We start from the raw sequence: 14,562 nt of genomic DNA on the forward strand, positions 1-14,562 counted from the left end.
GCCGAGGCGGGTATCGCTGCGCCCAGATTGCCCGCCGCTGACCGCCGGTTCGAGGGAGCGCCCTCCCGAATGCGGGGTGTAGCGCGCTACACCCCGGCCGGGGAGCGCACCCGCCCGCGCCCCCGGTGACGGTCCCTTAGCCTGAGCCCATGGGGGAGACGGTGCGGCGGGCGGGGCGGGCCACGGCTCAGCTGATGACGGCGGGCGGGCTGGCGCTGCTGTCGTATCTCTTCCTCGGGCTGCTGTTGTTCACCGCCGTGGTGACGGTCATCGTGGTCGGCGCGGGCGTGCTGCCCGAGACGGTTCTGCTGCTGCGCCGGATGGCCGGGTTCAAGCGGCGGCGGGTGGCGGCCTGGACGGGGGTGCCGGTGCCGGAGGCGTATCTGCCGCTCACCGGTGGCCTGTTGGCGCGGGTGCGTACCGCGCTCACGGACCCGGGCACCTACCGGGATCTGCGCTGGCTCGCCGCCCACTTCGGCTACGGCTGGCTGCTGGCGTATCTCGCGCTGCCGCTGTGGGCCGTCGGGTTGCTCGTCGACGGGGTGTGGTGCGGGCTGCTGCGGCACCGGGCCGTCGTCCTGCCGCTGATCGGACGCCTCGCCGACCTCGACGCGGCCTGGTCGCATGCGCTGCTGCGGCCCTCGCCGGACAGCGCGCACCGGGCCCGGCTCGCCGAGCGGGTCGAGGAGCTGACCGTGACCCGGGCCGGTGCCGTCGCCGCGCACGGCGCCGAACTGCGGCGTATCGAGCGGGATCTGCACGACGGCACCCAGGCCAGGCTGGTGGCGCTCTCGATGCGGGTGGGGCTGGCCCGGCGGGCCTACGACAAGGACCCCGAGGCGGCCCGCACGCTCCTCGACGACGCACAGAACCAGGCCGAAGAGGCCCTCACCGAGCTGCGTCAGGTCGTCCGCGGCATCCATCCGCCGATCCTCACCGACCGGGGCCTGGTGGGAGCGGTGCGGGCGCTCGCGGCGAGCAGCGGTCTGGAGGTGGCGGTGTGCGAGGACGGGCTGGCGGAGGGCCCGCGCGCACCGGCCGCGGTCGAGGCGGCCGCGTACTTCGTCGTCGCCGAGGCCCTGACCAACGCCGCCAAACACAGCGGGTCGGACCGGGCCCGGGTGGAACTGGCCCGCGGGCCCGGCCGGTTGACGCTGTCGGTACGTGACGAGGGGCGCGGTGGCGCGGAGACCCGCTCTCCGGGGGCCTCGGGCGGCAGTGGGCTGCTCGGCATCCGGCGCCGGGTCGCGGCGCTCGACGGGACCGTGGAAGTGACCAGCCCCGCCGGGGGCCCGACCGTGATCGATGTGGAGCTGCCGTGCGTGTGGTGATCGCCGAGGACAACGCCCTGCTCAGGGAGGGGCTGGTGCTGCTGCTGACCTCCGCGGGACACGAGGTGGCGGCGGTGGCGGCCAGCGGGCCCGAGGTGCTGCCCGCACTCCTCGAACACCGTCCGGACGCCGCCGTGCTGGACGTCCGGATGCCGCCCGGCTTCCGCGACGAGGGCTTGCGGGCGGCGCTGGCGGCCCGCCGGGAGATCCCCGGGCTGCCGGTGCTCGTACTGTCCCAGTACGTGGAGGAGACCTACGCCGCGGAGTTGCTGAGCGGTGGCGCGAGCGGCGTCGGCTATCTGCTGAAGGACAGGGTGGGCCGGGTCGACGAGTTCCTGGACGCGCTGGAACGCGTCGCGGCGGGCGGCACCGCGCTGGACCCGGAGGTGGTCACGGAGCTGATGACCCGGCGCCGCGACGATCCGCTCGACACACTGACCCCGCGCGAACGGGAGGTGCTGCACCTGATGGCGGAGGGCCGGGACAACACCACGATCGCCCGGCTGCTGGTGGTGTCGGACCGGGCGGTCAGCAAACACATCGGCAATGTCTTCGCGAAGCTGGGCCTGCCGGCGGGCGACAGCGGCCATCGGCGGGTGCTGGCGGTGCTGGCGTATCTGAACGGGGGGTAGGGCGGGGACGTGACGTCCCGTCCGGGGGCGAAGGGCGGGCTGCGGCGGGCCGCGAAGTTCCGTCCGGGGTGCGGAAGATGGGCCGGGGCGGGTCCGCAGCGGTGCCCCGGTTTCTCAACGCGGGGAGGTGAGGGGAGCCAGCGTGGCGGGCCGTACCGCGTCGGCCGCCGCCGAGGCGCGCAGGAGTGCGGTCAGGTCGTGGGGCGATGCCTGCTCCGTAGTGGGAACCGCCGCGGTGATGCGGTCCAGCCGGAAGCCCCGGCCGGCCCGGCGGGTGCGGCACCAGGCGATGAGGTACCACTTGCCGTTTGCGGTGAGCAGTCCGGCCGGTTCCACCGCGCGGTCGCTTACGCGTCCTGCCGCGTCGGTGTAGGACAGCCGCAGCACCGTGTGGGTGGTGAGGGCCTGTTCCACCGCGGTGCGGACCGTGGTGTGGGCGGGCGGGGGCAGCGTGACGATCCGGGCGGCGAGTTGCTGTGCGGCCGCCGAGGCGGGGCCGGACAGCGAAGCCGCGATCTTCTGGGCCGCCGTGCGGGCCGCGGCGGCGTACGGGGCGGCGGCGTCGGCCGCGGCCAGGGCGACGGCCAGGGCCGAGGCTTCCTCGGTGGTGAAGTGGATCGGGGGCAGGGTCATTTCCGGGTCGATCGACCAGCCGCCGCCCCGCCCGGGGGTGGTGCGTACCGGGACACCGGTCTCCATCAGCGCCTGGAGGTCGCGCTGCACCGTGCGCGTGCTCACCTCGAACCGCGCGGCGAGCGCCGCGACCGTCAGCGGCCGCGGCGCCGCCGCACGCAACTCTTCCACCAGCGCATAGAGCCGGGCAGTGCGGTTCATCCGGGCGACGCTACCGTCCCGTGGTGGACAGGAATTCCCGTTCGCGCCGCAGTTCGCGCTCGGTGATGGTCAGCGGGAAGAGGGTGAAGCCGTGCATGGCGCCGGCGACGACACCGAGGTGTACGGGCGCACCGGCCGCCTGCCACCGCCCGGCCAGGAACAGCGAGTCGTCCAGCAGCGGATCTTCGGTACCGACGACGATCCGTGCGGGTGGCAGACCGGCAAGGTCGGCGAAGAGCGGTGAGACCTCGGGGTCACGGCGTTGTTCCGGCCCCGTGCCGGGTGTGAACAGCTCGTAGCTCCGCCGCAGCGTGTCCGTATTGCTCAGCAGCCGCTTTGATCCGAACGCGCGCTGGCTCGGCGTCATGGACAGGTCGTAGGGGCCGAAGAGCAGATGGGCGGCCCGGAACGCGCCGGTGATGCCGTGCCGGTCGCGAAGGCGCAGCAGCGTCACGACAGCGAGGTGGGCACCGGCCGATTCGCCCCCGACCAGCAGCCGTTGGGTGCCGAACTCGGCCGCGGCGTGCCGCACCAGCCACCGGGCGGCCGTCTCGCAGTCGTCGGGCCCGGCGGGGAACGGGTGTTCCGGCGCGAGGCGGTAGTCCACGCTGACCACGGCCAGCCGGGCCTGCTCGGCGAGTCGCCACAGCCGCTCGTCCTGTCCGTCCGCGGCACCGAACGCCCAGCCGCCTCCGTGGAAGTGCAGATAGACGCCTTCCACGTGATCCGGCACGAAGATCCGTACCGTCACTCCGCCCGCGATGACGCGGTCCTGGCCGTGCGGCAGCCTTACCGGTGGTGTGTCGCCACCGAGCCGGTTGCGCCGAAGGGTGGCCAGCAGGGCTGCGTCCGGCGTCCCTTCGCGCGCCGGGCGGCTCGCGGCTGCGGCCTCGAATTGCTTGTTGAATGCCAGGGTCTCGGCGAGGCAGTCCTCATCGGTGAGCGTCATACCGCCCACGCTCGCAGCCGTCCGCGACAACGCCCTGTCACCCTTTCCTGGTGAGCCGCGCCACACTTCTGTCTGCCGCCTGCCGCCTGCCGCCTGCCGCGTCACCGCCCCGCTCCGCTGACCGCGTGCACGGCACCAGGCGCCGTGCGGCGGAACGGAGTTCAGGTCTCGCCCCCGGCGGTCCCGTCGGGCTGGCAGTCGGGGCACCACACCGTGCCGCGGCCCGCGAGACGCTTCCGGCACAGCGCCGTGCCGCAGCGCGGGCAGCTCGCCACGGGGTCGTCGCGGCGTCCCGTGAGCCAGGATCCGCGCGGCGGTACGCGGCCCGCGCGGACCGCCGACCGCAGGGTGCGGCGCAGCTCCGTGTACAGCCGGCCGTGCTCGTCGGCGGAGAGCGCACCGGCCCGTCGGGCGGGGTGCAGCCGGGCGCGCCACAGGATCTCGTCGACGAGCAGATTGCCGAGCCCGGCCAGTGCCGACTGGTCCATGAGGACCGGCTTGAGGCTGCCGCGCCGCCCGGCGAGCACCGCCCCGAGCCCCTGACGGGTCAGCGTCGCCGCATCCGGCCCCTGGTCGCGCAGCATCCGGTCCAGCCCGGCCTCGTCGACCAGCCACAGGCCCTGGAGTTTCCGCTGGTCGCGGTAGCGCAGCTGGCGTCCGCCGGTCACCGTGAACACCACCCGGTCATGGGCGTGCACCGGTTCGGCGGGGGTGGCGCACACCAGCTCACCGGTCATCCCGAAGTGCAGCAGCACGGTGGGGCCGTCGGTGCGCGCGAGCAGCCACTTGCCGCGCCGCTCCGGCTCGGCGAACCGGCGGCCGGTCAGCTCGCGGCGCAGCCGCCCGGCACTCACCCCGTGCAGCACGCCCGCGTCGTACACCTCGGTCCGCCGGATGCGCCTCCCCTGTGCACAGGAGGCCAGGATTCCGCGGAACGCCTCGACGTCGGGCAGCTCGGGCATGGCGTCACCCGCCGGTCCCCGGGGGCGCGGTGCCGGGCCCGGGGGCGCGCAGGCCCTGGAGGAGCAGCCCCAGCCCGAATTCGAAGTGGGCGGTGAAATCCGTGCTGGTCAACACCGGCAACGCGGTGGCGAGATGGGGGTATTGGCCGGGGGTCACCGCCGCGCGCAGCCGTGCCGGGTCCGCCGGGCCGGCGTCCGCGCCCTGGCGCGCGGCCTGCTCCTCCAGGGTGTGGCCGAGGGTGAAGTGAACGACCGTGAGGGCGGCCCGGCCCGCGTCGTCGGCGGCGAAGCCCGCCTCCCGCAGCACGCCGATGAGGGCGTCGGCGAAACCGAGGGTGTGTGCGCCGGTGGCGTGCGTACCGGCGTAGACGCGGGCGCCGTCGCGGTGACCGAGGAGCGCCGTGCGCATCCGGCGGGCCAGTTCGGCCACCCGCTCGCTCCATTCCGGCGACCGGAGCGGCCGGTCGAGACAGTCGGCCAGCAGCACTTCGGCCATCGCGGTCAGCAGTTCGTGCTTGGTGGCGAAGTAGCGGTAGAGCGCACCGGCCCGTACGTCCATGGCCTCAGCCAGCCGCCGCATGGTGAGCGCGTCCAGCCCGACCTCGTCCAGCAGCGCCAGGGCCACCTCGACGGTCCGCGCCTGGTCGAGCTTCGGGGGCCGGCCCCGCCCGGTGGTGGTGGGCCGGGCGCCGGGAGGGCTGTGCGGGCTGGGGGTTGACGCGGCGCTCATGGCCCTCATTATAGTGAACGACGTTCACGTGAACAGCGTTCACTAAATAGCGGGCAGAAAGGCGGGGGCAGCCGATGGATGCCGCTTTCGAGAGCGAGGCCGAGATGGCGACCGAGCGGGAGGCCCGGGTGAGGGATGCCGCTGCCGAGGCCGACGAGGTCGATGTGCTCGTGGTGGGTGCGGGACCGACCGGGCTGATGCTCGGTGCCGAGCTGGCATTGGGCGGCGTACGGGTGCAGATCCTTGAGCGGCGGACCGCGGCCCAGCGGGATTCACGGGCGCTGACCCTGCACCCGCGCAGCATCGAGCTGATGGACCAACGGGGCCTGGTGGAACGCTTCCTGTCGCACGGCCGCACCGTCCCGGAATGGCACTTCGCCGGACTGGACACCCGGCTGGACTTCAGCACGCTGGACACCCGGCACGGCTACACCCTGTTCCTCGCCCAGGCCCGGACCGAACACCTGCTGGCGGAGCGCGCCCGCGAACTGGAGGTGCCGGTCCGGCGCGGATACGAGGTGGTCGGGCTGCGCCAGGACGCCGGCGGTGACGGAGGCTGCGGCGACGGGCAGGGCGGGCCCGCAGCCGCGGGCGGTGTCGAGGTGGACGTCCGCGGGCCCGGCGGCGGCCTGCGGACCGTCCGCGCACGGTATGTGGTCGGCTGCGACGGCGGACGGAGCGCGGTGCGGCAGGCCGCCGGCATCGCGTTCCCCGGCACCGACGAGACCCTGACCGGCGTACTGGGGGATTTCGCGGTCGTCGACCCGGCAGCCCTCGACCGTGCGCGCGCCCATGGCGTCCTGGTCGCCCCGCTGGAGGCGGACGGACCCGCGAACGGCCCGGCAGAGGGGCGGACCGGCGGCCTCACCCGGCTCGTCCTCATCGACCCGCGGCGGATGCGCACACCGTCCGCCGAACCGCTGACACCGGAGGAGTTCCGCAGCTCCCTGGTGGACCTCTGCGGCACCGACTGCGGGGTGGCGCGGCCCCGTTGGCTGTCGCGGTTCGGCAACGCCACCCGTCTCGCCGCCCGTTACCGCGCCGGACGCGTCCTGCTGGCCGGCGACGCCGCCCATATCCACTTCCCGGCCGCCGGGCAGGGCCTCAACACCGGGCTCCAGGACGCGATGAACCTGGGCTGGAAGCTCGCCGCCGAGATCCACGGCTGGGCCCCGCCCGGACTGCTCGACAGCTACCACGCCGAACGGCATCCGGTCGGACGCGCGGTCACCGAGAACACCGAGGTCCAGACGCTACTGATGGAGCTGACCCGGCTCCCCCCGTACCAGCGCCCGGCCGCCGCGCTGCGCACGCTGCTGACGGAACTCCTGGGCATCGAGGAGGTCAACCGCCGCCTGGCCGGGCGGATTTCCGCGCTCGACACGGTCTATCCGCCCACCGCCACCGACGCCGACGCCCTGGCGGGACGCCGGATGCCCGATATCGCCCTGACGGCGGCCGGCTCCGCGGCCGTCCGCGCCCATGAGCTCCTCCCGCCCGGCCGGTTCGTCCTGCTGGACCTCGCGGGTGACGAGCAGCTGCGGCGGACCGTCACCCCGGGCTGGGGTCCCCGGGTGACCGCCCTGACCGTCACCCACCACGACCACCGCACCGACCTCGACGGGGTACGGGAGATCCTCCTGCGCCCCGACGGCCATATCGCCTGGGCCACCCGCACACCGGCCCTGTCGGACCGCCGCACCGAGCGCCACCGCGCCCTGACCGACTGGGCCGGTACCCCCGCCCAGGGGTAGCCCGGCGGCCTCGGGCCGTCCGCCCCTCAGCCCCGTCTCCCCACCTCAGCCCGCCGCCCCCGGGCGTCCCGGTCGTCCATGGCGCCCCGGGGTCCCCGCGTTGACCGGGTCCACCGGACTTGCCGAACTTGCCGGCTGGTCGCGGTTCTCCGAGCGGTCGAGGTCCTGCGAGTCCCCCGGGTGGTCGGAGTGGTCCAAGTCGTCCGAGGGGTCGGAGCTGCCGGAGGAGTCCGGGCGGTCCGCGGGGTCCTGGCCGTCAGAGCGGTTCGGGCGGTCGCCGACGGCGGGGTCCCGGTCATCGGCGGCGGGGTCTCGGTCGTCGGAACGGTCCGGGCTGTCCGAGCGGTCCCGGTCATCGCGACGATCCTGATCGTCCCGACGGTCCTGGTCATCGCGACGGTCCTGGTCGTCCCCACGATCCTGATCGTCCCGACCATCCTGGTCATCGCGACGGTCCTCGTCAGCGGAGGGGGCCTCCTCCCGGGGGCCGTCCGAGCTCAGCTGGAGGCTGCCGAACCTCGCGGTGAGCCAGCCGCGGGCGGGCACGACGGTCACCACGGAGCCGGTGCAGTCGCGGCCGTTGTACAGGACGAGGTCGGTGGGGGTGTCGTTGTCCACCTCGCCGTAGCCGTCCCCCACTCCGTAGCAGTGGTCGTCGCCGGGGTCGAGGATCTCGTGCGGCCGGTTGTCGGGCCGGGTGTGGTACGTGATGACGCCGGTGATGGCATGCGCGCCGGAGGGAGCGAACGCGACGAGCCCCCCGGTGAGAGCCAGCGCACCAAGGAAAGCGGTCTTGCGTCGCACAGTCGGAACTCCTGTCAGCCATGGCGGCGGGCCGGTCCTGGGCCAGGCCCTTACGGGATGTCGCCATGTGGGGTTCCCGACGCCCTCTCGGGATATTCCCACCGAAGGGGAGATTCACCGTGCAGCAGGACATTACGGGTGGCATCGGCGGTTCGGGAGAGGCGACGGGGGCCGGCGACGGGGCCGGGGCTGGCCGTCCGCGCCACCGCCCCATCGCCCTCGCCCAAGCCCTCTCCCAAGCCCTCGCCTTCGCCCGTACGGGCCCGCCCGCCGCGCCGCCGGCCGCCTCCCGTCACTCAGTTCTCCCGCACCGGCCGGACGCTGCCCAGCCAGAGGACGTCGCGGGCGCGGGTCATGGCGACGTAGAGCTGACTACGGGCCAGTTCGGCGCGCTCGTGGGCGGTTTCGGCGGGGGTGCGGCCGTCCGGGGTGCCCATGGGCGGCGGGGTGTCGTGCTGCGGCAGATAGACGCGCTTGAATTCCAGGCCCTTGGCACGGCGGTAACTGCCGAGTTTGACGGCCTCCACCGGGTGCCCGTCGTAGCGGTCCAGTGAGCAGACCCGCAGGCCGGCCCGGGTGAGGAGGCGCTGGTAGTGCTCGATGGCGCGCTTCGCGGGGCAGAGGACGGCGGAACCGGCCAGCTCCTGCGGGGTCAGGCCGCGCAGCGCGGTCAGCAGCGCCTCGTCGTGCGCGGCGGTCGTGGGCAGGACGGCGCGCTGCACCTCGCCGTCGTGGTAGGTCAGGTCGATGTCCCGACGGCCCGGGGTGCGCAGCCCGTCGAGGTCTTCGAAGGCGTCCTCGGCGACCACGGAGAGCGCGGTGTCCACGATCTCCTTGCTGTTGCGGTAGTTGGCACGCAGCACCTGGCCGCGGTCGCCGCGGATGTCGATGCCCGCGTCCGAGAGGCGGAACCCGCCCGGGTAGACGGCCTGTTGGCCGTCGCCGACCAGGAGGAGACCGTTGGGGGCGTCGCCCACCAGGGCGTGCAGCAGGCGCACCCCGACGAGGGTCAGGTCCTGGACCTCGTCCACGACGACGGCCGTGTACGCGCTGTGCCCGATCCGGCCGGCCGCCTCGGCGAGCGCGAGGGAGAGCACATCGTTGAAGTCGTGGACGGCACGCTCGGTGCGCTGCGCCTCGTACGCCTCATACAGGGACCAGACGGCCTGCCGGTGCGGGCGGCGCAGCCCGGCGCGGCGGCGACGGCGCGGCAGCGCGGCGTACGCGTCGAAGGAGGTGATGCCGCGGCCCTTGATGACGTAGTCGATCTCCTCCCGCCAATACGGGTGCTGCGGATCGATCTCGGTCAGGCAGCTGTTCCGGCCGACGTGTTTCCAGGCGAAGCTGAAGGCCGTCTCCGCCTTCTCCTTGTGCAGGTGGACCGGAACTCCCCGGTCGCGCAGGTACTCCTGTGCCCAGGAGTGCAGGCTGCGGAAGTCGACCCGGTCGGCCACCGCCGGGGCCATGGTCTTCAGGAAGGTGGCCTGGACACGGGGCAGGTTGTTGGCGAACGTGACGTACAGGATGCGGCCGTTGGTGCGCTGGGCGAGGTAGGCGGCGCGGTGCAGGGCGATGACCGTCTTGCCGGTGCCGGCCGGGCCGCTGATCCTGGCCGGACCGGCCCAGTTGCGCCGTACGAGGGCGAGCTGGTCCGGGTCGAGGAAGGTCATCCACCGCTCGATGGGCGCCCGGCGCGCCTCGTCGAGCGCGGCATCCCGCAGCCCGTCGAGGTCGAAGAGGCCGTCGGACGCCGCGTCCGCTATTCGGGAGGCGGAGCCCGGAGTGGCGGCGTCCGGGGTGGGGGCGGCGGCCGGCGCCTCGTACTCGGGGAAGACCCGCTCCAGATGCTCGGTGAGGGCACGGACGGACTCGGCGGACAGCCGGGTGCGCTCCGACAGCAGCGCCGGCCCGATCTCCCGCTCGCCCAGCAGCCGCACCCGGCCCAGCTCCGCATCGACCCGATGCCCCGCGAAGGCCAGCAGCGGCCGCACCGCCACCGGCGACATCCCCAGCGACGCCACCGCGCTCTCGGCGGCCTTGGTGACCGCGAGCAGCTTGCGGCGGTGCTCGTCGCGGGAGAACCCCCCGGCCCGCAGCCGGCCGCCGCAGGTCTCCGGTGCGGCCCGCCAGTTCTTGACGTCGATGACGAAGACTCCGCCGGGGCCGATCAGCAGCATGTCCACATTGGCCGCGCGGGTGCCCGGCCAGCGCCGGTCCACGAGCAGCCGCCAGCCCCGCTCGACCAGCATCAGCAGCTGGGCGGCGACCCGCCGCTCCCCCTCACTCGCCGCCTCCCAGCGCTCGGCCCGCGCCCTGGCGGCCTGCCACTGTTCCCGTAACAGCCGCTCCTGCCGACGGGCCTGCTGCGCCCGCCGGCCCGCCGACGCACCCGCCGACCCGCCCGGTGCACTCCCTGCCGCCATCGCTCGCCCCCTCACCGCTCGCCCCCGAAGGCATGGGCCATGAACCACATGGGTCATGAACCATAGGTCGATGGCACATGACGCGGAAGTGCGCACGGGCGGGGCACGGGCGCATGGCAGGAAGAGTCCGCGGGGAGGCGGGTCACCCCTGGGACTTGGCGAACTCCACGAGCGCAGCGAACCCCTGACGGGTCAGCGCGAGCTGCGGACCATTCGGATCCTTGCTGTCACGGACCAGGAACTCACCGGTGGCCGCCGCGTGCTCCGGAGCCCACTCGATGCACTGTCCGCCGTTGTTGCTGTACGAGGACTTGGACCAGCGGAGGGAATCGGTCACGGGGTGCCCTTTCGTAAGTCATTGATCATGGCCACTGATGCCGCTTGGGAGCGAGCGTCGGCCTGTAGCTGATGGTAGGCCGTCAGTATGGGCAGCACCGAGGTGCTTTCCCGTTCAAGATGGCCCCGTTGGGCGGATTCGGCGTAGGACATGAGTGAGCGGTCCGGCAGCGTCAGCACCGTAATCGGCAGATCGAATGGCCGGCGCTCCCCCATGTCGAACGGGGCGACGTGGAGCACGGTGTTCGGCAGTTCGGCGAACTCGACGAGCCGCGCCAACTGGGCGTCCATGACGGCGGGTCCGCCGATGGGCCGACGGATGCAGCTCTCGTCCAGCACCACGAAGATCAGCGGCGGGCGCGTCCGGACCAGCGCCGCCTGTCGTTCCGCGATGAGCGACACCCGTTCGTCCGCCTGCTCGGGCGTGATCGCTCCGCGCTTGACGGCGCTCCCAGCAAGCACGGACGCGTATTCCGGGGTCTGGAGCAGACCAGGGATGATGCCCACTTCGTACAGCCGGATCTCCGCCGCCCGGCCCTCGTGGCCGACGTACTCAGGGAAGCCCTCCAGCAGGCTGCCGTGCCGGATCTCGCGCCACTGCCGTTCGAACGTGTCCACGGTGCCTTCGGTGCCGAAGGTGCGGTCGGCGCTGCGCGAAAAACGCAGAGTAGGGGGTTTCCGCGCAGTTTCCACCGCCGAGACGTGCGTACTGGAATATCCCATCAGCTCGGCGAGCTCGTCCTGCGTCCAGCCGCGCGCCTCCCGTGAGCTGCGCAGGCGCGCCCCGAAGGCGGCTTGCGGACTACTGTCCGGCGTCAACTCCTTGCGATTCACAGGGCTTTCACCAACGCTTCCCCCTCCTTCGACAGGTTGAATGACTCCCGACCCTAGGCCACTCTGGCCGCCCTTGGTAGTGGAATGACTACGGAGAGGAGCGGGCGTTGAGTGGCCCAGAGGATGCAGCGGTGGACGTCGGCTTACCGGAAGACGCGGACCCGGAGGGCCCCGAACGGGCCGATGACAGCGACAGCGACAGCGACAGCGACAGCGACAGCGAGACCCTGACGCACCTTCGTGCGCGAGTGCACCAGGACTACGCGCGGCGGCAGCGCCACGGACAGCTGGGGAGGTCGCTATGAGCTGCACGACGTGCGACACCTTGCGGGCCGTGCTGGCGGTGGCCGAGCGGCACGGTGACCGGTCGAAGGCCGTCGACTGCCGGGTGTTGCTGCGGCGGCACCCGGAACACGACGACGTGCCGGTCGAGGGGAAGGCCGAGCGGGAGGCCGAGAGGAAGGGGGAACCGTGAGGCCCCTGGACGCGGAGAAGGCCACCGCGGACCCCTTCGCGGGCACGCCGTACGAGGCGAGTCCCGAGGGGTGGTGGACGAAGCACGGTGGAGCACTGGACGTGGAATCCGGCGTGATCCACCTCCCGACCGGTCCTGGCCTGCCGCCGTGCCTCGTCCCGGAATGCCGGTGCTACCCGGCCTTCACGGCCGACCGGAAGAGGCCGGCCGCCGAGGTGCCCAGGCCGGTCGGCGCACCCAGACGGCCCGGCGAACCCGTCGGATGGCGCAGCTCGGAGGCCCGGTAGCGCCGGCAGTCGCGGTGCCAGATGAGGATGCCGGCCATCCAGTGCTCCAGCTCGCGGACATAGCCGTCCACCGCCTCGCGCGCCTCCGGCGAGAGCTGGAAATCGTCGTAGACGACGGGGAGTTCATGGGCCGCGACATGCTGGAACTCCCGCATGCGCGAGGTCATGAGGTCGTCGACGATATGCAGCGCGGTCGGGTAGTCGCAGCCGAAGAAGGTCTGGACGACGAGGATGCCGTTGTGGACCTCTCCCTCGTATTCGATCTCCTTCTGGTACGAGAAGACATCGTTCATCAGGCCGGCGTAGTCGGCGGCGGCGTTCTCCAGTGAGCGCAGCGGGCCGGAGCGGTAGACCTCCGGCGGGACCCGCCGGCCGTGGGCGAGCCGGCTCAGGCTCATGGTGAGGTCGGCGCCGAACGTCGCCCGGCGCATCTCGATGTAGTCGACCGGGTCGGGGATGCGGTGCTGGATTTGGTTGCCGATCTCCCACAGCCAGCTGGCGGTCATGGTGTCGACGGTTTCGCGGAACGCCCGGCGCGCCTCAGGAGCCATACCGGCCGTCGTACGGGACCACAGATCCGCCAGCCCGCGTTCGAGGGCGTTGACCGGCTCGGGTGGCGCCGTCCCGGAATCGAGCGGCATGAGGGCCGACAGCCGCTCGGTGCACACCTTCGCCGAGGCGAGGTCGCGAGTGCGGCCGAAGACCGCCGGATAGTAGTCGTCGGCATAGGTGCCCCAGGCCAGCCAGGCGGCGTCCAGGTCCAGCTGCTCCGGGGTGGCGTCCGGGTGGATGCCCGCCGCGCACAGTGCCAGATCGTGCCGGACCATCGCGGGCTCGTCCCAGATGTCGGAGAGCGGCACACCGGGCTGCGGCTGAAGGAGGCCCATACGGTGCGCCCAGTCGATGAGCCGCAGCCGCGCGCCCTCCAGGTGCGGGCTGAGGGTGGTGGTGAACGGCATGCAGAACTCGGGCAGTTGGGACGGTCCGACCGTCTGGTGCGGGAGGTGGGTGCCGCTGCGGAGGCGGAGCGCACCGGCCGTGGCCAGGGCGGTTTTCAGGTCCGCCGCCGAGGTGCCGAGGCCGCCGAAGGAGAAGGGCGACCAGGGCCGCGAGCTGTCGGCCGCCGCCCCGCCGCCGTTCATGTAGCGGCTGGAGCGCATATGCCATTCGTGGCCGCCGGACTGCCAGTCCTGGAGCCCCTTGGCGTAGGCCAGCACCTTCGCGCAGGAGGCCGGATCGAGCCCCTTCTCCAGGAAGAGCGGGGGGAGTTCGGCGAGGACCGTGTTCTCGAACTGCTGAAGCCGGGAGGTGATCAGATCGTTGACCGCGTCCGCCGCCTCCTGGGTGGTGCAGTCCAGGAAATTCTCCAGTACCAGGACGCCATTGCTCAGCTCGCCTTCGTCCTCCGTCTCTCGTTGATAGGAGAAGAGATCGTTCCGCAGATGGACGGCGTCGGAAAAGGTGTCCCGTAGCACCCGCAGTGGCCGGGACGCGGCGACGGACGCGGGCACCTCGGCGCCGGTCGCATACTCCACCAGGCCCGCCGACCAGGGCGCGCCACCGACCTTGCGGCGCATCTCGATGTATTCAACGGGGTTGGGCACCCGGTGGATATTGATATTGGACAATTCCCACAGAGACTCATTGAGCAGATGCTCGGTGCTTTCGGCGAACCGCCGCCGCCAGTCCATGGACATCTGCGGCACCGTGCGCATCCACAGGTCGGCGAGCCCGGCCTCGACCGGGTTGGCCGGCTCCGGAAGGGGCGCGGCCAGGTCCATCGGCATAAAGGCGGGCAGCCGGTCCAGATACTCCTTGCCGCCCTTCCGGTCCAGCGTCCGCTTGAATTTCTCCAGGAAGTGGTCGTCGAAGAAGAAGACCCAGACATACCAGTCGGTCACCAGCGAAAGCGCGTCGGCGTCGCACTCCGGGTGGGTGTAGGAACACAGCAGGGCGTAATCGTGGGCGTCGAGATCCTTCTCTTCCCAGATGCCCGAGCCCTCCAGCATTCCCAGGTCGCGGGCCCACTTCCTGGAATGCGTACGCGCGGTCTCCAGATGCGGATTCAACCGCGCCGGATGGGGCGTATAGAAATGGGGCAATTCAAATGGCTGAGTCACCGTTGCTGGCCTCTTCCCTGCGTACGGAAGGAAGGCGCGGTGGATCACGCCCCCCTGACGGGGCTGCGCTACCCCGGGGCCCGGCGCCTTA

At 72.4% G+C, this 14,562-nt stretch carries 14 protein-coding genes; 5 read left to right on the plus strand and 9 right to left on the minus strand.

Annotation, left to right across the window (positions count from 1 at the left end; translation table 11 throughout):
• Positions 1–149: 149 nt before the first annotated feature.
• Both TU31_RS06645 and TU31_RS06650 read left to right on the plus strand, forming a co-directional pair.
• A complete protein-coding gene (locus TU31_RS06645; protein WP_042150639.1) occupies positions 150–1,331 on the plus strand; it encodes a sensor histidine kinase in 1,182 nt (393 codons plus the stop codon).
• On the plus strand, positions 1,319–1,963 hold the full coding sequence (locus TU31_RS06650) for a response regulator (RefSeq protein WP_042150640.1): 645 nt from the start codon (positions 1,319–1,321) through the stop codon (positions 1,961–1,963). The genes TU31_RS06645 and TU31_RS06650 overlap by 13 nt, the downstream gene beginning before the upstream one ends.
• 114 nt (positions 1,964–2,077) lie before the next feature.
• Here the strand turns inward: TU31_RS06650 and TU31_RS06655 are convergent, their stop codons facing one another.
• The 4 genes from TU31_RS06655 to TU31_RS06670 all read right to left on the minus strand — a co-directional run bounded on the left by TU31_RS06655 (position 2,078) and on the right by TU31_RS06670 (position 5,438).
• Positions 2,078–2,797: a helix-turn-helix transcriptional regulator gene (locus tag TU31_RS06655; protein ID WP_042150641.1), complete on the minus strand. Its 720-nt coding sequence runs from the start codon at positions 2,795–2,797 to the stop codon at positions 2,078–2,080.
• A 10-nt stretch (positions 2,798–2,807) separates the two neighbouring features.
• Positions 2,808–3,746 carry an alpha/beta hydrolase gene (locus tag TU31_RS06660; RefSeq protein WP_042151758.1) on the minus strand — a complete coding sequence of 313 codons (939 nt, stop codon included), beginning with the start codon at positions 3,744–3,746 and terminating at the stop codon, positions 2,808–2,810.
• A gap of 161 nt (positions 3,747–3,907) precedes the next feature.
• Positions 3,908–4,708 carry an Fpg/Nei family DNA glycosylase gene (locus tag TU31_RS06665; protein ID WP_042150642.1) on the minus strand — a complete coding sequence of 267 codons (801 nt, stop codon included), beginning with the start codon at positions 4,706–4,708 and terminating at the stop codon, positions 3,908–3,910.
• Between the two features lie 4 nt (positions 4,709–4,712).
• The gene (locus TU31_RS06670; protein ID WP_042150643.1) at positions 4,713–5,438 is read right to left on the minus strand and encodes a TetR/AcrR family transcriptional regulator; all 726 of its coding nucleotides are present in this window, start codon (positions 5,436–5,438) and stop codon (positions 4,713–4,715) included.
• A 104-nt stretch (positions 5,439–5,542) separates the two neighbouring features.
• On the opposite strand from TU31_RS06670, the gene TU31_RS06675 reads away from it, so the two are divergent.
• A complete protein-coding gene (locus tag TU31_RS06675; RefSeq protein WP_042151762.1) occupies positions 5,543–7,192 on the plus strand; it encodes an FAD-dependent monooxygenase in 1,650 nt (549 codons plus the stop codon).
• A 45-nt stretch (positions 7,193–7,237) separates the two neighbouring features.
• Here the strand turns inward: TU31_RS06675 and TU31_RS06680 are convergent, their stop codons facing one another.
• From TU31_RS06680 to TU31_RS06695, 4 genes are all read right to left on the minus strand, one after another.
• Entirely contained in the window at positions 7,238–7,996 is a 759-nt protein-coding gene (locus TU31_RS06680) for a hypothetical protein (RefSeq protein ID WP_042150645.1), read from the minus strand.
• A 296-nt stretch (positions 7,997–8,292) separates the two neighbouring features.
• Positions 8,293–10,419 (minus strand): nuclease-related domain-containing DEAD/DEAH box helicase, encoded by a 2,127-nt coding sequence (locus tag TU31_RS06685; RefSeq protein ID WP_042150647.1) that lies wholly within the window; start codon positions 10,417–10,419, stop codon positions 8,293–8,295.
• Positions 10,420–10,561: 142 nt separating this feature from the next.
• Entirely contained in the window at positions 10,562–10,756 is a 195-nt protein-coding gene (locus TU31_RS06690) for a DUF397 domain-containing protein (RefSeq protein WP_042150649.1), read from the minus strand.
• Positions 10,753–11,589 (minus strand): helix-turn-helix domain-containing protein, encoded by an 837-nt coding sequence (locus tag TU31_RS06695; protein ID WP_042150651.1) that lies wholly within the window; start codon positions 11,587–11,589, stop codon positions 10,753–10,755. Before TU31_RS06695 ends, TU31_RS06690 begins: the two co-directional genes overlap by 4 nt.
• A gap of 131 nt (positions 11,590–11,720) precedes the next feature.
• Here TU31_RS06695 and TU31_RS38475 point away from each other — a divergent pair, with 131 nt between their 5' ends.
• Both TU31_RS38475 and TU31_RS39055 read left to right on the plus strand, forming a co-directional pair.
• The gene (locus TU31_RS38475) at positions 11,721–11,894 is read left to right on the plus strand and encodes a hypothetical protein (RefSeq protein ID WP_158894275.1); all 174 of its coding nucleotides are present in this window, start codon (positions 11,721–11,723) and stop codon (positions 11,892–11,894) included.
• Complete coding sequence (locus TU31_RS39055) at positions 11,891–12,064, plus strand: hypothetical protein (protein ID WP_181018557.1); 174 nt, start codon at positions 11,891–11,893, stop codon at positions 12,062–12,064. Before TU31_RS38475 ends, TU31_RS39055 begins: the two co-directional genes overlap by 4 nt.
• Before the next feature lie 172 nt (positions 12,065–12,236).
• On the opposite strand, the gene TU31_RS06700 is transcribed toward TU31_RS39055, so the two are convergent.
• Positions 12,237–14,471: a terpene synthase family protein gene (locus TU31_RS06700; RefSeq protein WP_042150653.1), complete on the minus strand. Its 2,235-nt coding sequence runs from the start codon at positions 14,469–14,471 to the stop codon at positions 12,237–12,239.
• Positions 14,472–14,562: the final 91 nt, after the last annotated feature.

The sequence above is a fragment of the Streptomyces lydicamycinicus genome, from assembly GCF_000829715.2.
Lineage (GTDB): Bacteria > Actinomycetota > Actinomycetes > Streptomycetales > Streptomycetaceae > Streptomyces > Streptomyces lydicamycinicus.

Coding starts and splice junctions, on each gene's coding strand:
- TU31_RS06670 (WP_042150643.1), bottom strand. CDS start 5,438: ATGAGCGCCGCGTCAACCCCCAGCCCGCACAGCCCTCCCGGCGCCCGG.
- TU31_RS06675 (WP_042151762.1), top strand. CDS start 5,543: ATGGCGACCGAGCGGGAGGCCCGGGTGAGGGATGCCGCTGCCGAGGCC.
- TU31_RS06645 (WP_042150639.1), top strand. CDS start 150: ATGGGGGAGACGGTGCGGCGGGCGGGGCGGGCCACGGCTCAGCTGATG.
- TU31_RS06660 (WP_042151758.1), bottom strand. CDS start 3,746: ATGACGCTCACCGATGAGGACTGCCTCGCCGAGACCCTGGCATTCAAC.
- TU31_RS06685 (WP_042150647.1), bottom strand. CDS start 10,419: ATGGCGGCAGGGAGTGCACCGGGCGGGTCGGCGGGTGCGTCGGCGGGC.
- TU31_RS39055 (WP_181018557.1), top strand. CDS start 11,891: ATGAGCTGCACGACGTGCGACACCTTGCGGGCCGTGCTGGCGGTGGCC.
- TU31_RS06655 (WP_042150641.1), bottom strand. CDS start 2,797: ATGAACCGCACTGCCCGGCTCTATGCGCTGGTGGAAGAGTTGCGTGCG.
- TU31_RS06665 (WP_042150642.1), bottom strand. CDS start 4,708: ATGCCCGAGCTGCCCGACGTCGAGGCGTTCCGCGGAATCCTGGCCTCC.